Consider the following 22537-nt stretch of genomic DNA (forward strand, 5'->3'; position numbering starts at 1 on the left):
ATGCCGGTCTTCGACTACGATCCGCCTGACAGGTTCGTGGCCGGTGCCGTGGGGCAACCGGGCGCACGAGCCTTCTTCCTGCAGGCACGCGGCCAGGGCAGGATCACCACGGTGGCGCTCGAGAAGTTCCAGGTCGCCGTGCTGGCCGACCGCCTCGACGAGCTGCTCGACGAGGTGCTGCGGCGCAGCGGCGGGCGCGCGCCGGTCCCGGCCATGGCCCCCGCGGAGCTGGCCGACGAGGGCCCGCTCGACCTGCCGATCGACGAGGACTTCCGGGTGGGCACGATGGCGCTGGCCTGGGATCCCGAGACCGCCCAGGTGATCATCGAGGCGCAGGAGGCCACCGAGGGCGACGAGGAGGACGAGCCGCCACTGGACGACCGGCCCGAGCCCGCCGTCCTCAGAGTGCGGATCAGCGCCGCCGCCGCCCGCGCGTTCAGCCGCCGGGCGCTGGAGGTGGTCGCCGCGGGGCGCCCGCCGTGCCCGCTGTGCGGCCGGCCCCTCGACCCCGAGGGTCACATCTGCGTCCGCCTCAACGGTCACCACCCCGGGGGATTGTCGGCATGAGAGGCGCGGCGTGAACGGGTGGAAGGGCGGCCTCGTGCCGCGCGGGCGAGGAACCGGATGACGGCCGAGGGCGAGGCGAGCATCAGCGACGTGGACGGGCCGGGCCTGGACGACGCGGCGGCCATGCGCCTGCTGCGGGAGGGCACCTTAGAAGTGGCCGGACGACTCGTCGAGGCCACGAACATGACGCTCTACTGCTCCATCAGGAACGGCGAGCACGCGGCGGCGTGCGTGTACAAGCCGGTGCGCGGGGAGCGTCCCCTGTGGGACTTCCCCGACGGCACACTCGCGGCCCGGGAGGTGGCCGCCTACGAGGTGGCGGCCGTCACCGGATGGCGCATCGTGCCGCCGACCGTCTACCGGGACGGCCCCTTCGGCCCGGGGATGGTGCAGCTGTGGATCGACGCCGATCCCGAGACCGACCTGATGGCCCTGATGCGCAGCCGCAACCCCGCCCTGCGCCGCATGGCCGTGTTCGACGCCGTGGTGAACAACGCCGACCGCAAGGGCGGCCACCTGCTGCCGCTGCCCGACGGGCACGTGTACGGGGTCGACCACGGGGTCTGCTTCGCGGTGGAGGACAAGCTGCGCACGGTGCTGTGGCAGTGGCGCGGCAAGACGCTCCCGCGCGAGGCGGTCAACGTGCTGGTGCGGCTGGAGCGCGAGATCGAGCGGGGACGTCTCGGGCGGCGCCTGCGCGAGCTGCTGACCCAGTCCGAGGTGGAGGCCACGTGGGAGCGGGTCAAGAGGCTGCTGGCCACCGGTGTCCACCCGCACCCGTCCGAGGACTGGCCGGCGATTCCGTGGCCCCCGATTTGATCACCGCAGACAGGCTTGCGCAAAACGTGCGAATTGTGCACTCTGCAGGGGTCTCTACCGATATTGGAGGGAACACGCATTGTGTACGGTCATCGTGAGCGTCGAGCCGGAGGCCGGCGCGCCGGTGCTCCTGGCGGGAGTGCGTGACGAGTTCGTCACGCGGCCGTGGATGTCGCCGGACCGGCACTGGCCCGCGTACCCCGACCTGATCGGAGGCCGTGACCTGGAGGCGGGCGGCACCTGGCTGGCCGCCGACCCCGCCGGGCGGCGCGTGGCCGCGCTGCTGAACGGCGAGGGCGTGGCGGCCCCGGCGGGCCGGCGCCACTCGCGCGGCGAGTTGCCGCTCCTCGCCGCCGCCGCGGGGGAGATGCCTCCGCTCGACCTGTCGTGGTACGACCCTTTTCATCTTGTCCTCGGCGGGCTCGACGGCGTACGGCTGTGGAGCTGGAACGGCGAGAGCCTGGCCGAGGAGAAGCTGCCCGAGGGCGTGCACGTGATCGTGAACTCGGGCTGGGACCGCGGGGAGAGCCAGCCGCGCACCGCCTGGTTCCGGCCCCGCTTCGCCCGTGCCGTCCGGCCCGGGTGGACCACGGGCGGCTCGTCCGAGCGGTTCTGGGGGGAGTGGCTCGATCCCGCGTCGGGCGCGGGGGTGCCCTGGGACGATCCCCGGGCGCTGGTCATGCGGCGGCGGCTGCCGGACGGGCGGGTCTTCGCCAGCCTCTCGGTCACGCTGGTCGCCCTCGCGGAGGAGGGGCTGCGCTACGACTTCTGCCCCCAGCCCGACGACCCCGCCACCTGGCACGAGATCGACACCTCGTGGAGCACACCGGCTGACCGGGTGCGCCGGCCGCGCGGATAGGCTTCACACCATGCGATCGTGGTCTGCTCCGAATGTCCCCCGGCTGCCCGGTTCGGGCCCTGTGCTTCGTCTGCACGACACCGCCGCCCGTGAGGTGCGGGAGACGGCCCCCTCCGGCGAGGCCCGGCTCTACGTCTGCGGCATCACGCCGTACGACGCCACCCATCTCGGGCACGCCAACACCTACCTCGCCTTCGACCTGGTCAACCGGGTGTGGCGGGACGCCGGCCACGACGTGCACTACACCCAGAACGCCACCGACGTGGACGACCCCCTCCTCGAGCGGGCCGAGGCGACCGGGACCGACTGGCGGTCACTCGGCGAGCGGGAGATCGAGCTGTTCCGCTCCGACATGGAGGCGCTGCGCATCCTGCCGCCTCGCGAGTACGTCGGGGTCACCGAGACCATCGGGGAGATCGCCGAACTGATCACCCGGCTGGCCGAGCGGGGGGCCACGTACGAGATCGACGGGGACGTCTACTTCTCGGTCGCCTCCGCGCCCAAGTTCGGCGCGGTCTCCGGCTACTCCGAGGAGACCATGCTGGAGCTGTTCGGCGAGCGCGGGGGCGACCCCGGCAGGGAGGGCAAGCGCCATCCGCTCGACTGGCTGCTGTGGCGGGCGGAACGGCCGGGAGAGCCGTCCTGGGAGTCGCCGTTCGGTCGCGGCAGGCCCGGCTGGCACATCGAGTGCACGGCCATCGCCCTGCGCAACCTGGGCAGCGGCTTCGACGTCGCCGGCGGCGGTTCTGACCTGATCTTCCCCCACCACGAGATGGGCGCCTGCGAGGGCCACGTGGCCACCGGCGAGTGGCCGTTCGCGCGGGCGTACGTCCACGCGGGCATGGTCGGCCTGGACGGCGAGAAGATGTCGAAGTCCAAGGGCAACCTCGTGTTCGTCTCCCGGCTGCGGCAGACGACCGACCCCATGGCCGTGCGGCTGGCCCTGCTGGCGCACCACTACCGCGAGGACTGGGAGTGGACACCGGACCAGCTCGCCGCGGCCGAGGAGAGGCTGGCGCGGTGGCGGGCGGCGGTGGCGCGCCCGGCGGGCCCCGCGGGCGCGCCGGTGCTGGCGGCGGTGCGCGAGCGCCTCGCCGACGACCTCGACGCCCCGGGCGCGCTCGCGGCGATCGACGCCTGGGCGGCGGAGGAGGGCGACGACCCCTCCGCTCCGGCGCTGGTGCGCGACGTCGCCGACGCGCTCCTCGGTGTCGCCCTCTGAACCGCGCTCTTTGAACCGCGTGCTGTGAACCGGGCTCTCTGAAGCCCGCTACGGCGCGGGGACCAGGTCGCGGGCAGCGTCCGGGCGGTCGGCGAAGACCCCGGTGGTCGCTGCGCCGGCGCGGAGGGCGGAGCCGGCGAAGTTCGCCTCGACCGCGCGGCGCTCCGCCGCGCTGGGGTTGGCGTTGGTGCAGCTCACCGGGGCGCTGTGACCGGACATCAGGTCGGTGCACAGGCCGGTGCGCCGGTCGGGCAGCCCGAGGATGTGGCCGATCTCATGCGTGGCGATGCGCAGGGGATAGTAGCCCTCGGCGGTGGCCTCCCTGCCCATCCAGATGGTGCCCCGGCCCAGCCTGGTGACGCTCGTGCGGGGCCAGCCGTCGTCGGCGAGCACCACGAAGTCGGCGGGCGTGCCCGCGACGAGCCGGACGTTGGCGACGGCGGCGTTCCAGACCTGTGCGGCCTGGTCCATCACGGTGCGGAACTCGGCGGCCCGGCTCGCGTCGTACCGCAGCACGCGTACGGCGCTCGCCGCCGATTCGCCGGCCGGCGCGGCGGCCCGGGCCGGTGACACCGTGAACAGCACGGCCAGTCCCAGGAGCAGGGCCGAGACGGTCCGGAGGAACCTTGCCGTTCGCATCGGGGACATGTGCATCGGGGTCTCCTCAGTCGGGGGATGACCACCACGAGGCGCACCGGGGGAACCGACGGCGCGGGCAGGCCGGCGTTCGGGTGGAGTCTCGGGTGGGGCACTCGCCAACGTACGTCGGGCGGGCCCGGCAGAGGACAGGCCAGTTTTCCCTTACCTCCGAGTTATGGGGCATGGCGGGCGGCCCCGGACGGCCTCGCTACCCGAGCGGCACCCGCGGCGCCAGCCAGGGGAACACGACGTACCACAGCGCGGCCACGGCGACGCCGGTCAGCAGCAGCACGGCGGCCAGCCGGAGCGCGGTGCCGCCGGGCAGCCGCCGCCAGAGGAATCTGTACACGCCGGATCTCCCTCACTCAGCTTCGGCGTTCCTCGCGGCGGACGAGCACGCTCTGGACGACCAGGCGCTGCGCCGCGGAGAACTTGGGGTGGCAGGTGGTCATGGTCATGAGCGCGGTGGTCGGCCGCCGCCCGGGGTGCCCGGGGACGGGGTCGACGATGTCGACGTCGCCGGGGTCCACGACCTCCTTACGCGTCACCTGGTAGGTGTAGCGGGCGTCCCGCGCGTCCACCACGATGTCGTCGCCTGGCCGCAACTGGTCGATCCGGTTGAACGGGGCGGCGTAGGTGGTGCGGTGCCCGGAGAGCACGAAGTTGCCCACCTGACCGGGCAGCGCCGAGCCGGGGAAGTGGCCGGGGCCCTTGCGCAGCTCCGCCGGGCCGACGCCCTCGACGACGGCGAACCGGTAGTGCGCGCCCAGCCGCGGGATGCGCAGCAGGGCCAGCGCGTCGCCGAGCCGCACCGCGCCCGGCCCCGCGTGCCCGTCGTGCCTGCCGAAGACCTCGCCGAGCCGTTGCTGCAGGACGCGCTGCTCCCGCTCGGTCTCCGCGCCGGTGCCCCACAGCAGGTACGCGTAGAACAGCAGCAGGACCAGTCCCACGGGCAGGCACAGTTCGCCGATGACCCGCGTGACCGCTCTCACGGCTCCGTCGTCTTCTCCGCGCACGGACCGAGTATGGCCTTCACGCGCCTTCCGGTGACGGACTGACGGAGGGCGTTGGTGAACTCTTTGGCACGCCGGACACAGGAGGGGTAAGTCCGTCGCGTGTCCCGCGCCGTACGGTCCGCGCGAGCCGTACGGTGTGCTTCTCACGCCATTGACCTGCGGTTATTCGGCTGTGGTCAACGAAGTGAAAACCTGGACGATCCTTCGGTAAGCACCGTGCGCCGGACCGAAGCGGCTCCGCGCCCGGCGCATATAAAAGTCGAGCAGCGAAATATCGCTGGCAATCCGCAACATGTCCAATCAGCGTAATGGCCGTTATCGGGAGTCCAAGTGGCGCGAACTAAAATACCTATTTTCCTGGCGGCGGCGGTCGCCGGCGGCCTGGCCCTCGGAATGCCCGGGGCCGCGGCAGCGCAGTCCGTCGGCTTCACGGTGCTGCCGTCGGGCGACGGCGTCTATCCGCCCAGGCCCGTCGCGGTGGAGAACATCGTGACGCCGCAGGCGCAGCCGGTCTGCACCGGGAACAACTGCAACGTCTGGCCGCAGCAGAACTGGCAAGGCTGGAACTGGCCGCAGGCCTCCACGAACAACGACACCAAGACCGGCAACGCGCAGCCGATCGTGGCGCCCGGCGCGGGTGGTCCCAGTGGGATCGCCCCGGTGCAGAACGCCGCGCAGCAGGCCGCGCCCGAGGAGATGCCTGCGGAGGAATCCGAAGAGGAGGAGCCCGAGGAGACCCTCGAAGAGGGGTCCGAGGAAGCTCCCGAGGAGGAGTCCGGGCCCGTGGGCGAGGCACCGGCCGGGCCGCCTCCCGCACAGGCCGCGGGCGGCCAGCTGCCGTTCACGGGCGCCCCGATGGGCGTCGCGGCGGCGGGCGCGGGCCTGCTGGCCGTGGCCCTGGGCTGCACCCTCCTTTCCGCCCGGCGTCGCCGGTCGAGCGGTGCCGAGTAAGAGGAATCGCCGGCTGGCCGTCGTCGGCCTGCCGTCGCTGGCCCTCGGCCTCGTGCTGGCCGGGGGCTGGGCGGCCCATCTCGGGATGAGCGTGCGTGACCATCTGGAGGCGACGCGGGCCGCCCTGCTCCGGCTGCGGCCGGGCGACATCGGGTCGGCCCGCTCTGTCGCCGCGACGCTCGCCGAGGCACGCGCCCACGCGGCGGAGGCGCGGCGGCTGACCGGCGGTCTCTACTGGGCGCTGCTTACGCACCTTCCCGTGGTGGGCGACGGCGCGGCAACGGCCAGGGGGCTGGCCGCGTCGGTCGCGGACGTCACCGATGTGCTGTCCCAAGTGGAGCGCGCCACCGCGCCGTTCCTGTCCGCGAGCGCACAGGCGCCCGGGGATCTGCGGCGCGCTCTGGACGCCCTCGACGTGATGGCGCCGGTGCTGCGCGACGGCGCCGTCCGCGTGGAGGCCGCGAGGTCGCGCGTCGCGAGCACCCCGGCGTCGACCGGGCTGACGGCTCTGGACGCGGCACGCGACACCGTGCTCCGCGAGGCGGCCCGGCTGCGCGGTTTCCTGAGCCAGGGGGCGGACGCCGCCGTGCTGCTGCCGCCCATGCTGGGCCGCGACGGCCCCCGCCGCTACTTCCTGGCGTTCGAGACCAACGCCGAGGCCCGCGGCACCGGCGGCCTTGTCGGCGCGTTCGGTGTTCTGAAGGCCGACGGCGGCAGGGTGTCCGTCGCGCGGCTGTCCGCCAACACCGGCATGCCGGCAAGCCCGAAGCCCGTGGCCGACCTCGGCCCGCAATTCGACTCCCGATACGGGCAGGGCGCCACCACGCGACTGTCGGTGTCCAACCTCTCTCCGCACTTCCCGTACGCGGCGGCCACCTGGACTGGTCTCTGGCGCCGTCAGACGGGCCAGGAACTGGACGGGGCCATCGCCATCGACCCGGTCGGCCTCTCCTACATCCTGGGTGCGATCGGGCCGGTGAAGCTCCCGAGCGGAGAGACCGTGACGGCGGGCAACGTCGTCGCCCTGACGGAACGGGAGGCCTACGCCCGCTATCCGGACCGGGCGGAGCGCAAGAAGTACCTGGTCAGGATCGCCGGCGCGGTCAGCGAGGCGCTCACCGGCTCGCTGGACAAGCCCGCGCGGCTGCTGCCCGCCTTCGCGCGCATGGCGAACGAGCGTCGGCTCAACGTCTGGAGCCGGGTTGAGGACGAGCAGCGGCGTCTGGCAGCGAGCCCGCTCGGCGGGGTGCTGCCGGAGCGGCGGGAGCCGTACGCCGGGCTCGTGGTCAACAACTCGGCCGGCACCAAGCTCGACTACTACCTGGACCGCTCGCTCACCTACCAACTCGGCCCGTGCCGCCCGGATGGGATGCGCGCCTCTCGCGTTCGGATCCGGCTGACCAACGACGTGCCGCCCGGTCCGCTGCCCCCGTACGTCACCAGCCGGCTCGACGAGCCGCGGCGTCCGCGCGCCGCCGGCTCCAACCTGCTGTGGGTGTCGTTGTACGCGGGGATCGGGGCGAAGACGACGGCGGTGCGGCTCGACGGGCGCCCCATCTCCTACTATGCGGAGACCGAGCGGTCCCACCCCGTCTACTCGAAGCTGCTGGAGTTTGCTCCCGGCCAGTCGAGGACGCTGGAGATCGACCTGCTCGAACCGTACTCGGCGGCGGCCCCCGTGGTCCCCGTGCAGCCGCTCGTCCGGCCGCAGCGGACGCTGGTGACGGCTGACAGCAGAGGCTGCGGCTCGTGACAAGCGCGCGAGGGAAGCGATAGGAACCGTAAAAGCCCGGCGTGCCGCGAGCGGCGGCGCGCCGGGCGCGGCTTAGCGTCCGCCCATGGAGCGTACGCATGCGGGGGAAACCGCCACTGGAGCGGCCCCTGGGGAAGCCGAAACGTCCATATGGACGGGAGCCGCGACGGACGCGGTGCTGGAAACGCCGGAAGCGCCGGAGACGGGGGAGGAACCGGCGCGGAAAGACGCGGGGACCTTCCGCGTCCTGTTCGTGTGCACGGGAAACATCTGCAGGTCGGCCATGGCGGAGCGGCTCACTCTGGCGGCCCTCGGGCCGGGCTCGCCGATCCTGGTGCGCAGCGCGGGAACCCGCGCGCGGACGGGATGGCCGATGGCCGAGCGTGCGCGTGAGGTGCTGCTGCGGCTCGGCGCGGATCCGGAGGGCTTCTCGTCACGCCCGCTGACCGCCGAGGCGGTGGCCGACGCCGATCTCGTGCTGGCGGCCTCGTCGGAGCACCGCGCCGAGGCGGTGGCCCTGCACCCGCGCGCGGCGGCATGTGCGTTCACCATCGCCGAGTTCGGCGCACTGGCCCGCGCGGTCCCCCTCGAGAGAGTGCTGGGCCGCGGGGATCCCGTCGGCAGGGCGCGGGCCCTGCTGGAGGAGGCCGGAGCACTGCGCGGGCTGGTCCGGGTGGACCAGCCCGACATCGCCGACCCCTACGGAGGTTCCCGCAGGGCCTACCGGGAGGCGGCCCGCCGCATCGCGGACGCGCTCGCCGTCCCGATGCACCTCCTCAGACGCGCGTCGGCGCCCTGACCGCGCCCCCGGCCGTTCCGCTCCTCGGAGTCGCTCTGGGACCAGGCTCGCCTGCTCATGCTTGTACCGGCTCAGGGACCTGTGGCGTCGGCTGCTCGGCCTTACTCCCGTAGTACCCGTACCCGAAGTAGTCGCTCCGCTTCGCCGGCACGAAGTTCAGCACCGTCCCGACGAGACGGGCGTTGATCGACGACAGCAGTTCCTCGGCGCGTGTCACCTGCTCGCGCCGGGTCTTGCCGTGCCGTACGACGAGCAGGGTGCCGTCAGAGATCGCGGAGAGGGCCGCGGCGTCCGTGACCGGCAACAGCGGCGGCGCGTCAATGATCACCATGTCGTATTCCATGGTGAGCTGGGTCAGCATTGCACGCATGCCCCGCGAACCGAGCAGCTCGCTGGGGTTCGGCGGGATCCTGCCGCTGGGCAGGACGGACAGGGCCGACTGCCCCCACGTCTGAATGACGTCCTGCAGCCGAGCCCGCTCGATGAGGACGTCGGTGAGACCGGTGCCGCCCTCGATGCCCAGGTAGGTGGCGAGGCGAGGGCGGCGGAGGTCGGCGTCGATCAGGATCACCCGCCAGCCCGCCTGAGCCAGCGCGATCGACAGGTTGGCCGCGGTGGAGGACTTGCCCTCCGCCGGCAGGCAACTGGTCACCACAAGCGACTTCAACTGCCTGTCCACCCCGATGAACTGCAGGTTCGTTCGCAGGGACCGGAAGGATTCCGCCCGCGACGACCGGCCGTCGCCACGGACGATCAGAGGGTGCTGCCGGGCGTTCCGCTCGAAGCCGATGATCCCGAGAACCGAACTCTTGGAGGCCTGCTGTAGCGCCTCCAGGGCCTTGATGCTCGTGTCCAGACGATCGCGCAGCATCAGCGTGCCGATGGCGACGAACAGCGCCAGCAAAAGTCCGAGTGCCACGTTGAGCAATGGCTTGGGAGACACCGGCGCTGTCGGGATCTCCGCTGCGTCGACCACGGAGACCCGGACGTTCGGTCGGCTCTTGGGGGTGGGCCGCTCGATCTGGTCGATCAGCGCGGCGAAGGCCACCCCGAGGTCGTTGGCCCGGGTGGCGGCGCGCCTCGGATCGGTGTCGGTGACGGTGGCACGCAGGAGCGAGGTGCTGGGAATGGTCTCGGCCGTGATGCTCGCCTGGAGGCTCGGGATGTCCGCGCCATGCGCGATCTGGCCGACCACCCGGCGACTGGTCAGCAGGGTGGCGTAGGACTGCACCCGCTGTTGCGACAGGGCCCCGGCCTGGAGGGCGGCGGAGACGCTGCCCTCCTTGTCGTCCCCGGAGACCAGCATGGAGATCGTCGTGACGTACTTGGGCGGCGTGTTCGCGGTGACGACAAGGGCGGACGCCGCCCCCACGATCAGTGAGAGCAGCAGGAACAGCCAGCTCCTGCGGATGAGTCGCGCGTAATAAAGCAGTTCCATAATCATTTTCGCCTTACGTGAAGAGACTTCTGCGCGCGGACCGGCGGGTAGACCCGCACGCGCTGAGGCAGGCCGATGAGAACGCAGGCGGCCGTCAGGCCGACGATCGCCGCGCCGAGCGGCGGGATCCAGCCCAGCATCATCACCAGGTCCAGCACGCCGGTTACAGCCGCGAGGGCGGCGAGCGTGAGGGCGGTGAGCCGTGTGCTGAGACCGAGTCTGCGAAGACGATGGGAAAGATGGTCGGTTCCGCCTCGCATCATCGGCCGTCCCGCCCTCCTTCGCGAGAGCAGCACGACCCCCGTGTCCACGGTCGCGACGAAAGTCGGCAGCAGCAGGCCCGCGATCGCGGTGCCGGTGTCGTGACCGGTGATCAGCAGAGCCGCCGAACAGGTGAGGACGAATCCGACGAACAGCGAGCCCGCGTCCCCCATGAAAATCTTCGCCGGGGCCCAGTTGTACGGCAGGAACCCCAAGCAGGCAAGGGGCAGGGTCGCCAAGATCAGTCCGATCGCCGGCTGGGCGGACACGAAGGCCGCCCCGGCCAGAATCGCGGCAGTCACCACGGTGACGGCCGCGAGCGCTCCATCCATGTTGTCGAGCAGGTTGAAGGAGTTGGTCACGACGACGATCCACAGCACGGTGATCGGGCCGTCCAGCCAGGTGCCGGTCACCGACGCGTGGACGCCTGTCAGCACCACCCCGCCGGCGGCCAGAAACTCCACGGCCAATCGGGTGAGCTGAGGCAGCGGCGACAGATCGTCGATGAGGCCGAGCAGGGTCACAATCACCGCCCCGATGACGATCCCGATGAATCGCTCATCGGTGGGACTGATCAGCGCCACCGAGGGGACGACGGTGCCCAGCATGATCGCAACGCCGCCGAGGTAGGGGGTGGCCCGCTCATGCGACTTGTGACCTCCGGGTCGATCCATGAATCCCCAACGCAGCGCCAGACGACGCAGCACAGGGGTCAGCGCCGCGGTGAGCATGAAGCTGCTGCTCACGGCGGCGAGGAGAGCCGTGCCGTTCACCGACGGAAATTCACCGGCTCGGCGCGGGCTTCCGCGATGGTCTCCGCCAGGATGTCGTCCAGCGATCGCTGCGGCGTCCAGCCGGTGAGTTCGCGCAGCTTCGTGGTATCGGGGACCCTGCGCTGCATGTCCTCGAAGCCCGTCCCGTAGGCCTCGGCATACGGGACGAGGTCGACACCCGACGTGCTCCCGGTGAGTTCGGCGATCAGTTTGGCGAGCTCCAGGATGCTCACCTCGTCGCTGCACCCGATGTTGAAGGTCTGGCCGATGGCGCCCTCATGGTCGAGCAGCTTGACCAACGCCTCCACCACGTCGCGCACGTGGGCGAAGCAGCGGGTCTGCGTGCCGTCGCCGAAGACGGTGAGCGGGAGCCCCGCGATCGCCTGCCGGACGAGTCGCGGGATGACCATCCCGTAGGCCGGACTCTGCCGGGGTCCCACCGTGTTGAACAGTCTGACGATGATCGCCGGCAGGCCACGCTCCCTGTGGTAGGCGTTGGCCAGGATCTCGTCGACCGCCTTCGCCGTGCTGTAGGACCATCGCACGACGCCGGGACTGCCCAGTATGCGGTCGGACGTCTCGGTGAGGGGTCCGCCGGAATTCTTCCCGTAGATCTCACTCGTACTTGTGACAAGGATCTTCCTGCGATATCGGTGCGCCGCCTCGATCACGATCTCCGAGCCGCGGATGTTCGTGGTCAGGGAGCGCAGCGGCTGCTCCACGATCAGCTTCACGCCCACGGCGGCGGCGAGATGGACGACGACGTCGCACTCGTAGACCAATTCGTCGACGAGGAGCGCGTCGAGCACCGAGCCCTGGACGACGCGCAGCCGGGGATTGTCGACGTGCTGCGCGAGATTGGTGCGGCGCCCGGTCGACATGTTGTCCAAAACGATTACGGAGTCGCCCCGTGCGAGCAACGCGTCGGTCAAGTGGGATCCGACGAAACCGCTCCCACCCGTGATCAGGTAGGTGTTTCCGCTGGGCATGGTCAACGACTTCTCTCCATACAAGTGGCAGTTGACAGGATCGCTTGGGTATATGAATGCGATGGCGCGCGAATCAGCCGTGCTTGCTCGGGCCCCTTGTGGCGTGTTCGTTCGTGCTCACCGCCTTCTCGAACCACGTCACGGTCAGGCTGAGCCCTTCTTCCAACGGCACGGGCCGCACCCCGGTGAACAGGTCGAGCAGCAGGTGTGAAGAGGCCTGCGACTCCCTGATGTCGCCCACTCGAGGCGGCAGGAATTCCGCCTCGATCGGGCGCTCGAGGACGGTTTCCAGGATCTCCTTCAGGCGGAGTAGGGTCACCCGTGTGCCGAATGCCAGGTTGACCGGTTTGCCGCATGTGACCCGGCGGGCGGCGGCGTCGGCGAGGACGTCCGCCACCGATCCGACGAAGGTGAAGTCCCGTGCCTGGTTCCCGTCACCGTGGATCGGGACCGGACGGCCGTCCAACGCGGCCGACACGAAGGCAGGGATGACGGCCGCGTAAGCGTGACCCGCGGGCTGCAGAGGCCCGTAGACGTTGAAGAAACGAAATGCCAGGACCGGCAGGCCGTAACTCTCCGCGTACGCCAGGGCGTAGGCCTCGGTAGCGAGCTTGCCCGCGCCGTATGGGCTGAGCGGCCGGGTCGGCAGGTCCTCGTGTTTGTACGGTTCCTGGCAGTCGCCGTACACGGAGGACGAGGAAGCGACGATGACGTGCGGTCTGGTGGCCCGGCAGGCCTCCAGAACGTGAAGAGTTCCGGTCGCGTTCACGGCGTGCGAGGCGACAGGATCCTTCAGGGACCGGGGCACCGACGGCCGGGCCGCGAGGTGGATCACGTGCGTGACGCCAGGGACGATCTCGGCCAGCAACTCTCGGTCGAGAATGCTGCCCGTGACCACCTCGACTCCTATGTCGGCGAGGTTGGCGAGGCTCCCGGTGCTGAGGTCGTCGAGCACCGTGACGCTTTCGACCTCCGGCCGCGTCGTGAGCGTCCGGCAGACGTTGGCGCCGATGAACCCGGCGCCGCCCGTGACGAGGATCTTCATGCGATGCTTCCTGTGAGGTGTCGCGGTCCGGCGGAAAGCGACCGATAGAGCGCTTCGGTGTCGGCAACCAGGCGCTCCACGGCGAACGATGTCGACGTCCAGCGGCGGGCGGCCTCGCCCATGCGACCTGCGAGCGCCGGATCGGACAGCAGGCGGAGGGTCTGCTCGGCCAGGTCGTCCGGATCGGGTGCGGCCAGCAGGCCGGTGACGCCGTCGCGGACGACATCCGGGACGCTTCCCACCCGCGTGGCGACGACGGGAATCCCGGCCATGCCCGCCTCGACGAGGGTCAGCGGCGTGCCCTCGTTGTCGGAGGTCAGGATGACCACGTCGGCCGCCGCGTACACGGTTTCCGTGTCCTTACGCCATCCCAGCAGCCGGAACGAGTCAGACCTGTCCCCGATGCCCCGCACCAGCTCCTGCGTGAGCTCGCCGTCTCCACAGACGACGAACCGGCAGGTGGGCAGGCACCGGAGTACGGCATAGGCGGTCGCGAGCAACCGGTCGGGTCGCTTCACCCGCGTGAGCCGGCCGACGAAGGCGACGACGGGCGTGTCCAAGGGAAGACCCAGGGCGGCGCGGGCCGTCTCGCGATCGGGAATCGGGCCCAGCCTCACGCCGGGCGGGATCACGACGTACTGCTCCGGCTGTCCGATCCCGGCGGCGAGCAGATCGTCGCGGACCCTGGGCCCGACGGTCACCAGGCGATCGGACATGGCGGCCAGGCGCCGCTCCGTCTGGATGTAGAGGCGGCGCTTGGCCGGTGAGAAGTAGCCCTCCAAGAGATGCCCGTGGAACACGTGCACCATGGCCGCGCCGATGCCGGCGAGGCGGGCGGCCGTACGGCCCAACGCCCCGGCCTTGGCCGTCCGGGTGTGCACGATGTGCGGCCGGAACTGGCGCATGGCGCCGATCAGCCGCAGGAGCGCGCGGAGATCGTCGGCCGGCCTGACCGTGCGGCCGAGGCTCGGGATCCGGTGCACCTCCAGCGTCGCGCCCCGAAGCTGGAGTTGGTCGCCCTCGGCGCCGTCGACGTGGCCTGTGTACAGGCGGTGGTCGAACTCATCGCGGTTCAGCCGTTCGTACAGTCCCATGACCTGGGTGGCCGGGCCGCCGATATTCATGCGCGCGATGATTTCCATGACGCGAATACGGCCGTCCGGTTTCATCACGGGCTCCTTGCTGACGACTATGGTTCACGCCGGAGAAGCTAACTCCGACAAGGCTCTTCGCCACGATGTGCTCACCGTGACGGCGAAGAGTTTCCGAATTCGGTACCCGAACCTGATCGAATACTCGCGGACGGGGCGCTTTGCCAAGAAATCGACAGAGAGGGTGCGTGTATCAGCCGTGAATCTGGTAGACGGCGGTGTCGCCGGAGCGGAAGCGCACGGTCGCGTAGCGCGCCATCTGCCCGGCGTGCCGCTCGTCCGAGAAGAGCCATCGAACGCCGTAGTCCGTCCACAGCCGGCGTATCGATTCCGGTGAGGGCGTGAGAAACGCCGCATCGTTCGATCTGAGCCGGGCGATGTCCCAGAATCGCGTGCACTCCGGCCCCTGACCCGGTCGTAGCCGATCCCAGTTCTTCGCGGTGTACGCCCATCCTTCGACGAGTACGCGCCGCTCGGTCAGGGCGCTCACCCAAGAATGACGGGAATCGCATGAATTCGGGTCTGCCCAGCGGACATGATCGTTCGTGGCGACCAGATCATCCGGATTCGAATGGCCGCGCAGCCATCTCGCGGCGGCCAGAGCGCCCCTCGGCACGGACGGCTCGGTCACCGGCCCGGCGAGCGCTTCCGTCCTGGCTCCGGCGATGCCCTGCACGATCGCAAGGATGCGCGCGTGCGCCTCTGCCGGCAGGCCTATGGCGGCGACCATCGACAACGTCAGCGCCCAGCCCGCTCGGCCCCGTCTCACGATCAGGACGATCCCCGCCGGGAGGAGGACCGCCGCCAGCGCGATGTACGGCAGATACACGAGCGCGGGCGGCCGACCCGGAGCCAGCGGGATTTCGACGCCGCAGCACAAGGGGATCAGATAGGCGGCGGCGACGCCGAGGCCGGCCGCGCCCGCCACCGTGAGCGGGGACGCGCGTGAGCCGCGGACAGCGGTGACGAGGCCATACACCGTGACGACGGCCATGTAGGGGTAGGTGGCCCGCAGGAAGTAGAGCTGGTTGAGATGGATGTTTCCCAGCAGGAGAGCCGCGCCGAGACCGGCGGTGCCCATCCCGGTCATGACCACGATCGCGGGGCGCATGAGCAGGCGCGGCCGGCCGAGCAACCCCAGCACCCCGGACCAGGTGAAGAGCCAGCAGGCCAGGAACAGGAAGCTAAGGCCGATCACCGCGGCGGGGGGCGGACCGTCGGACCGTCCGGTGAATTCCTTCCACAGGTGGAGGCTCACGGAGGAGGGGGAGAAGTCCAGCCCCTGCCGAGCGCCCCGGAACAGCACCGCCTGCGCGAAGAGGAGGCACGTGACGGTCATCCCCAACGCGATGAGCGCGGGTCGCGGCGGGCGGCGTCTTCTCATCGCCTCCACACCGGCGACCGCCGCGATGCCGGTCGCCAGCAGCGGGAGGTAGGTCGCCTTGGCGCCCATCACCGCGACGAGGAAGACGGCGAGAAGCAGCCATCTGCCGAGGCGGCGCGCCCCGAGGGCGTCCGTGTCTTCGAGGATGTCGATGAGCAGCAGGACGGCCGGGGCGAACAGGACCCCCCCGAACGTCTGGCTCGGGCTGATCCATGCCGCGTCCTGAATGCCGCCCCAGGTGAACACCCCGTTGCTGCCCAGGTGAAGGCTGGGCGCCGCCATGAACAAGGCCGCCAGGACCGCCGTGAGCGCGGCCGGTCGCGACTCGAGGACGCGGAGCGCGATCACGCCCACCAGCACGACGAGCGCGGCCAGCATGGGCAGCATGGCGAGGCGGAGCAGCAGCACCACCGGCTCTACGCCGGTCACCCAGCTAGTCGCCGCCAGCTCCGCGTGGACGAACCAGTGGTAGAGCAGCGGTTCTCCCGCGACCGCCGGAACCGTGGGAGGCAGGTGGTGCTTCAGTTCGCCGATCAGGGAGAGGTGGAACGGCGTGTCGACGTGGGAAAGTGCGAGCGCGGGCCAGGTCAGGGCGTTCGCTCTGAAGAAGGTGGCCGCACTCCAGACGACCAGGTAGACGATCACCAGGGCGATGGACCACGACCACCACAAGGGCGATGCCCGCCGCGGTCCCCCCTTCCAGTGTCCACGCAGCCGGGGCACGACCAGGAACAGTGTGTAGGTGCCGACGGGGAATGCCAGCACGAGCAGCGGCAGACCGGCCGCCCGTGCGGCGATGTAAGCCGGCACCTCGATCGCGTAGCCGAGGGCCAGACCCAGGGCGATCTCCTCCACCAGCGTGCGGCGCCCGCGATACAGGCATCGGATCAGCAGCATTCCGGGAAGCGTCAGGCCCACCGCGAGATAGGTGGCGAAGGCCGACAGGTCCGAGGCGGAAACGCCGTAAAGGCGCAGCACTGTAGCCGTGACAATGCCGAGAAAGGCCGCCGGCAGCCACCGTGCCCGCAGATATCGAGCTCCCTTATGTTTTTCAAATTTTGCCGGAGGACCGTTTACAACCAATGCTGTGTTCATTGCCCTGCCGTAATCGTGCGATCGGAAGTAATCGGCTCCTCGCGTGAACCGGGCGATCGAGGCCCGATGACGCGGCCCAGCGACGCGATCCAGAAGCCGGTGCCCACGATGGCGAGGCCCAGCGTTCCCCATGCGAAGACGAGTGCCGTGGCCACGGTCGCGGAGGTCGTCCAGCCCGCGACGAGCAGCGTGCCGACGAGAAGGGCCGCCTCGGCGCAGAGGTAGGCGAGCCGCAGGCCCGGCTTGCCCATGGCGAGGGGAAGCACGTTGGACCAGCAGGCCCCGCCCTTCACGCATGCCGCCCCGAGGAGCAGCATCGCCACCGCACCGGTGGAACCGTAGTCCGGTCCGTAGGCGATGGTGATGACGGTGCCGATCAGTGGAAGCGCGACGACGGCGGTCACCGCACCGCCCCCTGCGCACAGCGCGGTGGTACGGATGACGTCTCGTGTGATGACGGCGCTTCCGGCCCCCACAGCGACGGCCTCAGTCAGACGCGGGTACAGCATCGCCGCGATCGGGACGGTCACATTGGCGTAGAAGCGCCCGGGTGCCATCGCGATCTTCAAGATGGTGACGAGCTGTGGTCCGCCCACGAGACCCGCGATGGTGAGGATGCCGGAGTCGGAGACACCGGCCACGAAGGTGCCCATCGAGGTCGGCAGAGTGAACCGGAGCAATCCCTTGGGCAGCCTCGGGCGGCCGGCGGCCGGGCCCAGCCGCCGCGTCACCGCGCGTGACGCGACGAGGCAGAACATCGCCGCCATGACCAGCGCGCCGGCCGCCTGACCGGCCAGATAGAGCAGCGGGCCACCGATGAAGAGCCCGGCGAGTGACAAACCGAACGACAGGACCGCGCCCAGCACGCGCAGCACCCCCGACGTCTGCAAACGGTCGGCCAGCGCGAACCCCGCCCACGCCGTGGCGTACGGCGCCATGGCTCCTCGCCCCGCAATCGCCAGAGTGAACGTGAGCGCGAGGCCGTCCGAGACGTGGCCGAGAAGCCATGCGCCGAGCACCATCAGGAGGGCGAGCAGGGTCGCCGCCAAACCGATGACCGCGTCCAGACGCAGCAGGCGCAGGAAGAGGGCCGCGCCATGGCCGGTCCGCCGCTGCTCCAGGGGAACGAACCGCTGGGCGGCGTTCTCCAGGCACGGATCGAACATGAGGAACCAGAGGACGGCCACTGACTGCGCGAAGATGACGTGCCCAGAAGTCTCGCTCCCGGTCACCCGGACGAGGGCGATCAGGCTGAGCGTGGGAAGCACGGCCTCGCCGAACCCGGCGGAGCTCAGCGAGGTGAAGGTGCGCAGGTGCCGTCGGCCCGGCAGTCGGATCCGCATGGGCCTAGGCGAGGACGTCGTCATAGAGCCGGTCGAACCATTCCGCCGCCCGTCCGATGTCCACGAGGTCCGCGCTGTCCCGAGCGCCCTCGCGCAGCCGCGCGTGGGCCTCCGGGCGCATCGCGCGCAGGATCGCCCCGGCGAGCGCGTCAGGATCACCAGGCTCGACGAGCAGCCCGTTCCGGTCGTGTCTGATCAGGTCGGGCACCCCGCCGACGGCCGTCGACACGACCGGCACCCCCGCCGCCAGCGCTTCCATGACGACGACGGGCAGCCCTTCGTAGGAGGAGCTGAGCACGAGCAGGTCGGCCGCCGCGATGAGCCGCCTCGCGTCGGGCAGGCGTCCGAGGAGGCGCACGCCGGTGAGGCCGAGTGCGTCCACCCGCCGCGCCACCCGATTCAACAGGGGCCCGGAGCCGGCGAGTAGGAAGCGGGCGCGATTGTCGTGCTCCAGGACCTTCGCCGCCGCGTCCACCAGCAGGTCGTGGTTCTTCTGCGGATGGAAGTTCCCGACGTGCACGATCAGGAAGGCGTCGCCGGGTACGTCCCAATGTCGTCTGGTCTCGTCCGCCATCCGCGCCCAGCGGCGTTGCGCTTCGACCCGCACACCGTGGACGCGAACCGTGACGTGACGGGCGAGCCAGCAGGTCCGGGAGCGGGCGACGTGCGGGGAGACGGCCACCGTCCGCATGTCCAGCCAGCGCGTGCCCAGGTCGAGCAGCATGGTCGGCAGACGGTAGCGGACGTTGTGCACCGTCGAGATCAGAGCCGGGCGAGGCCGCCTCATCCGGGCGAGCGGCCGCAGCAGCACCGCGAGAAGCGGGGAGTGGACGTTGATGACGTCCGGCCGCAGCTTGCCGATCATGCGGATGAGGCGAGCCGGACGCTGCCACCGCGGGTGGGAGGTGAGATCGATCACCTCGACTCCGGCCGACCGCAGCCGTGCCCTGAGCTCGTCGGTGGACGCCCGCAGGCACACCACCGTGTAGCGTTTGCCGGTCTGGGGTGTGGCGAGCATCCGTTCCACCAGCAGCATCTCGGCCCCACCCAGGTCCAGCGTCTTGATCACCTCGCAGATGTGGGGGCCCCTCATGTCGCCGCCAGGACAGCCGCGTCGCGGGCGATGACCTTCTCGTAAACCTGTTCGATGCGCTCGGCCACCAGCCGCCAGTCGAGGTCCGCCGCGGCCTGCACACCCTTTTGGATCAACTGCAGGCGGGTCACCTCGTCGTCCATCACCGCGTGGAGCTGGGCGACGAGATCCGTGCACGAACGGAACACCCGATAGGCGGCAGGGGGAACCGCCGGATCGAGCGACGCCTCCGACGAGACGAGGACGGCGGTGCCGAGGGCCAGGGCCTCCAGCGGCGCAGTCGGTATCCCTTCGCCGATGGTGCGTAGCCGCCGGGAGGAATGCACGAAGGCGTCCGCTCGGCTCACCAGCGCGTAGACCTGGTCGCTGGGGACCTGGCCGAGGAACTCGATGCCCGGCCCTGTGCCCGCGAGCCGCCGCAGCCGGTCCCGTTCCGGTCCGTCCCCGGCGATGACGAGGCGGGAGTCCGGCCGGGCGGCCCGCACCCGGTGGAACGCCTCGATGGTCAGCTCGTGGTTCTTCACCTTGACCAATGAACCCACACTGACGATCAGCCCACGCTCAATCGGGGCGCTGCCGCGAAACCGGGCGAGATGACCGAGTTCCACACCGCTCGGCATCATGCGGATAAGCCGATCGGGAACACCGACGCCGAGCAGGTCGCTCCTTGGGCGCGTCCCCGACACGATGAAGCCGCCGATGTGGCGGAACGCCCACGGCATGATGGGGCGATGACGCGTTGTGAGGGCGCCGTGCACGTGCAGCACGAGCGGAATGCCAAGGCGCCGTGCGGCGGGGCCGAGCGCGAGCGCCTCGCGGTGATCGCCATGCAGGTGGATGACGTCGAGCCCGCGCGTGCGGGCCAGCGCTTTGGCGCACTCCATCGCGAAGGCGATTTCATCCGATTTCAAGGAAACAATCCGGCTTGCCCGAACAGGAGGCAAGAGCAGGGTCGTCGTACCTTGGAGAGGTGCGCCGCGCCGGTGCGCGACGATCACGTCGTGTCCGCGGCGCACCTGCTCGCGGACGAGTCGTTCGATGTAGAGTTCCTTGCCGCCCGGCTCCGGCGGCAGTCGATAACCGATGTGCAGAATTCTCACATCGCCCTCCTGGCTGATGTTCTTTCAGGAAAAGTGCGGGTCACGCGGGAACCCGATAGACGGCGCAGTCGCCGGAACGGAACGCGAGCGTCGCGTAGTCACCGATGCGCGGGCTGAGACCCGCCATCCGCTCGTCGGCGAACAGCCACCGCACGCCGTAACGATCGCGAAGGTCGCGGATGACGGCCAACGACGGCGCAGTGAAGGCGGCGTCGTTGAGCCGCAGTCGCTCGCCGTCCCAGAACGGGAGGTGTTCGGGATCCAGCCCGGGCCGCCACTGGCGGAGGTTGGTGGTGGTGTAGCTCCATCCCTCGACCAGCACGTGCCGCTCGGACAGGGCGGCGACCCAGGACTGGCCCCTGTTACAGACGCCGGGGATGTTCCAGCGGCAATGTACGTTCGTGGCCACCACGTCTCCCGGGCCGGCGTGAGCGCGCAGCCACCGCGCGGCCGTCGTCACGCCCGCAGGGATCACCACGTCCTGCGCCCGGCGAACCAGATGGGTGTCTCCGGTGGAGAGGCCGACGGCTGAGGCGACCCGCGCGTGCACATAGGCGGTCATGCCGACGGCCGTGCACGCGACGGTGATGAGCGCCCAGGCGCGGAGGCGACCCCAGACGACGGTGATGAAGGCGGCGGCCAGAACGAGGACGGCCAAGAGGAGGGCGTAGGGGCGATAGAGCAGGCTGACCGGTTCGCCAGGGCGCAGCGGGATCGTGACGCCGCAGGCGAAGGTGATCAGGTAGGTCACGGCCGTTCCGGCCACGGCGGCGTAGATGATCGCCCTCCGCGACAGCCCCGCCCGCCGTGCGAGCGTGAGGGTTCCATAGACCGAGCTGATCGCGAGGTAGGGGTACGCACCGCAGAGAAAGAAGAGCTGGCTGCGGCCGGGATGCCCGAACAGCAGCGCCACGCCGATCCCGGCGGCCCCTATGCCAAGCATGAGCGGGATTCCCGGCCGAGCCCATGAGCGTGACCGACTCAGCAGCCCAAGGCTTCCTCCCCACGCGATGACCCAGCCGAGCACGTAGATGGAGGTGATCCCGAGCGAGGAGAGCAGGGGAGGGTTCAGGTCGGGGAGACCGGTCAGCTCCACCCATGCGACCTTCGCGAAAGAAAGGGGCTCGACGACCATGCCGTTCCGCACCCCCCGGAACAGCACCGCCTGTGCGAAGAGGAGACAGGCCGCGGTCATCCCAAGTGCGGCCAGTGTGGGCCAGGGGAGCCGGCGCCGCGAAGCAACCTCCAGCGCGACCGCCGTCACAAGCCCCGCTCCGAGCAGAGGAAGGAAGATGGCCTTGGCTCCCATGACAGCGAGCAGGAACACGCCGAGCAGGAGCCATCCACCTCTGTAGCGCCTGAGTCTCAGCTCGAGGACGAGGAGGACGACGGGGGCGAACAAGACGGTTCCAAAAGCGTGGGTGGGGCTCGTCCAGGAGGCGTCCGCGATGCCGCCTCGGGTGACGAGATAACCGGCGCCCGTGTACAGGCTCACGGCGCCGACGGAGACCGCTGAGATCACGGCGGCGAAGGCTCCGGCCCAGGAAGCGATGACGCGCCGCGCCACCATGCCCGTCAAAATGACGATCGCGGCCATCATGGGCAGCATGCCCAGGCGGAAGAGCAGCACGAGCGGCTCGATGCCGGTGATCCAGCTCGACGCGGCGAAGTGGGCGTAGACGAACCAGTGGTAGAGGAGCGGTTCCCCGGCCACCATCGGCGCCGTGGGCGGCATGTGGTTCTTCAACTCGCCGATAAGCGCGAGCTGGAAAGGCATGTCGGCGCTGGCGTATCCGAGCGCGGGCCAATCGAGGGCGTGCTTCTTGAGGAAGGTCATGGCGGTGAGCGCCAGGAGGTAGAGCATGGTCAGGGCGAGTGCCCATGACCACCACAGGGGGGAGGGCTGGTGCTGTGGGCGCTTCCAGTGCCGGCGCAGGCGGGGCAGGAGCAGGAACAGGGCGTAGGTGGTGACGGGCCAGACCAGCACCAGCAGGGGAATGCCGATCGCGCGGGCGGCGATGTAGGCGAAAACCTCCAGCGCGTAACCGAGCGCGAGCCCGAGGGCGATCTCCTCCGCCAGGGTGCGGCGCCCGCGGTACAGGGCCCGGATCAGCAGCACCCCGGGGACGGCCAAACAGAAGACGACGTAGACGCCGAACAGGAGCAGGTCCCGGGGAGAGACCCCGTAGTAGAGCACGACCGCGGACGCCAGGGCGGTCACCGTGACCGCCGGCAGCCGC

The 22537-nt window shown here is 70.3% G+C and carries 20 protein-coding genes; 7 read left to right on the top strand and 13 right to left on the bottom strand.

The window, feature by feature from the left end; translation table 11 throughout:
- The 4 genes from IL992_RS29475 to mshC all read left to right on the top strand — a co-directional run bounded on the left by IL992_RS29475 (position 1) and on the right by mshC (position 3467).
- Positions 1–567, top strand: a complete 567-nt coding sequence (locus IL992_RS29475; protein WP_079314930.1) for a DUF3090 domain-containing protein — start codon at positions 1–3, stop codon at positions 565–567.
- 57 nt (positions 568–624) lie between these two features.
- Positions 625–1386 carry an SCO1664 family protein gene (locus IL992_RS29480; protein ID WP_193206617.1) on the top strand — a complete coding sequence of 254 codons (762 nt, stop codon included), beginning with the start codon at positions 625–627 and terminating at the stop codon, positions 1384–1386.
- Positions 1387–1480: 94 nt separating this feature from the next.
- A complete protein-coding gene (locus tag IL992_RS29485; RefSeq protein WP_319018904.1) occupies positions 1481–2245 on the top strand; it encodes an NRDE family protein in 765 nt (254 codons plus the stop codon).
- Between the two features lie 10 nt (positions 2246–2255).
- Positions 2256–3467, top strand: a complete 1212-nt coding sequence (mshC, locus tag IL992_RS29490) for a cysteine--1-D-myo-inosityl 2-amino-2-deoxy-alpha-D-glucopyranoside ligase (protein ID WP_193206619.1) — start codon at positions 2256–2258, stop codon at positions 3465–3467.
- Between the two features lie 48 nt (positions 3468–3515).
- On the opposite strand, the gene IL992_RS29495 is transcribed toward mshC, so the two are convergent.
- The 3 genes from IL992_RS29495 to IL992_RS29505 all read right to left on the bottom strand — a co-directional run bounded on the left by IL992_RS29495 (position 3516) and on the right by IL992_RS29505 (position 5122).
- Positions 3516–4121: a snapalysin family zinc-dependent metalloprotease gene (locus IL992_RS29495; protein ID WP_226873966.1), complete on the bottom strand. Its 606-nt coding sequence runs from the start codon at positions 4119–4121 to the stop codon at positions 3516–3518.
- Positions 4122–4314: 193 nt separating this feature from the next.
- Positions 4315–4455: a hypothetical protein gene (locus tag IL992_RS29500; protein WP_193206620.1), complete on the bottom strand. Its 141-nt coding sequence runs from the start codon at positions 4453–4455 to the stop codon at positions 4315–4317.
- Between the two features lie 16 nt (positions 4456–4471).
- Positions 4472–5122 carry a class E sortase gene (locus tag IL992_RS29505; protein WP_319018905.1) on the bottom strand — a complete coding sequence of 217 codons (651 nt, stop codon included), beginning with the start codon at positions 5120–5122 and terminating at the stop codon, positions 4472–4474.
- Positions 5123–5452: 330 nt separating this feature from the next.
- On the opposite strand from IL992_RS29505, the gene IL992_RS29510 reads away from it, so the two are divergent.
- The 3 genes from IL992_RS29510 to IL992_RS29520 all read left to right on the top strand — a co-directional run bounded on the left by IL992_RS29510 (position 5453) and on the right by IL992_RS29520 (position 8625).
- Positions 5453–6073: a hypothetical protein gene (locus tag IL992_RS29510; RefSeq protein ID WP_193206621.1), complete on the top strand. Its 621-nt coding sequence runs from the start codon at positions 5453–5455 to the stop codon at positions 6071–6073.
- The gene (locus IL992_RS29515; protein ID WP_193206622.1) at positions 6063–7826 is read left to right on the top strand and encodes a DUF4012 domain-containing protein; all 1764 of its coding nucleotides are present in this window, start codon (positions 6063–6065) and stop codon (positions 7824–7826) included. Before IL992_RS29510 ends, IL992_RS29515 begins: the two co-directional genes overlap by 11 nt.
- Positions 7827–7911: 85 nt before the next feature.
- The gene (locus IL992_RS29520; protein ID WP_193206623.1) at positions 7912–8625 is read left to right on the top strand and encodes an arsenate reductase/protein-tyrosine-phosphatase family protein; all 714 of its coding nucleotides are present in this window, start codon (positions 7912–7914) and stop codon (positions 8623–8625) included.
- 55 nt (positions 8626–8680) lie between these two features.
- Here IL992_RS29520 and IL992_RS29525 read toward each other — a convergent pair whose 3' ends face one another.
- From IL992_RS29525 to IL992_RS29570, 10 genes are all read right to left on the bottom strand, one after another.
- Positions 8681–10063: a polysaccharide biosynthesis tyrosine autokinase gene (locus tag IL992_RS29525; RefSeq protein WP_193206624.1), complete on the bottom strand. Its 1383-nt coding sequence runs from the start codon at positions 10061–10063 to the stop codon at positions 8681–8683.
- 2 nt (positions 10064–10065) lie between these two features.
- Complete coding sequence (locus tag IL992_RS29530; RefSeq protein WP_193206625.1) at positions 10066–11055, bottom strand: glycosyltransferase family 4 protein; 990 nt, start codon at positions 11053–11055, stop codon at positions 10066–10068.
- A 38-nt stretch (positions 11056–11093) separates the two neighbouring features.
- Complete coding sequence (locus tag IL992_RS29535) at positions 11094–12086, bottom strand: NAD-dependent epimerase/dehydratase family protein (protein ID WP_193206654.1); 993 nt, start codon at positions 12084–12086, stop codon at positions 11094–11096.
- Positions 12087–12159: 73 nt separating this feature from the next.
- Positions 12160–13131: an NAD-dependent epimerase/dehydratase family protein gene (locus tag IL992_RS29540; RefSeq protein WP_193206626.1), complete on the bottom strand. Its 972-nt coding sequence runs from the start codon at positions 13129–13131 to the stop codon at positions 12160–12162.
- The gene (locus tag IL992_RS29545; RefSeq protein ID WP_226873968.1) at positions 13128–14273 is read right to left on the bottom strand and encodes a glycosyltransferase; all 1146 of its coding nucleotides are present in this window, start codon (positions 14271–14273) and stop codon (positions 13128–13130) included. Before IL992_RS29545 ends, IL992_RS29540 begins: the two co-directional genes overlap by 4 nt.
- 202 nt (positions 14274–14475) lie before the next feature.
- Positions 14476–16644 (bottom strand): hypothetical protein, encoded by a 2169-nt coding sequence (locus IL992_RS29550; protein WP_193206628.1) that lies wholly within the window; start codon positions 16642–16644, stop codon positions 14476–14478.
- Positions 16645–16757: 113 nt separating this feature from the next.
- Positions 16758–18104, bottom strand: a complete 1347-nt coding sequence (locus IL992_RS29555) for a lipopolysaccharide biosynthesis protein (RefSeq protein ID WP_193206629.1) — start codon at positions 18102–18104, stop codon at positions 16758–16760.
- 4 nt (positions 18105–18108) lie between these two features.
- Positions 18109–19197: a glycosyltransferase gene (locus tag IL992_RS29560; protein ID WP_193206630.1), complete on the bottom strand. Its 1089-nt coding sequence runs from the start codon at positions 19195–19197 to the stop codon at positions 18109–18111.
- Positions 19194–20297, bottom strand: coding sequence for a glycosyltransferase family 4 protein (locus IL992_RS29565; RefSeq protein WP_193206631.1), 1104 nt, complete (start codon positions 20295–20297; stop codon positions 19194–19196). Before IL992_RS29565 ends, IL992_RS29560 begins: the two co-directional genes overlap by 4 nt.
- A 40-nt stretch (positions 20298–20337) precedes the next feature.
- Positions 20338–22537: hypothetical protein (locus tag IL992_RS29570; RefSeq protein WP_193206632.1), on the bottom strand; the 2200-nt coding region annotated here is incomplete at its 5' end.

This window comes from Microbispora sitophila, from assembly GCF_014892245.1.
GTDB classification, from domain to species: Bacteria; Actinomycetota; Actinomycetes; order Streptosporangiales; family Streptosporangiaceae; genus Microbispora; species Microbispora siamensis.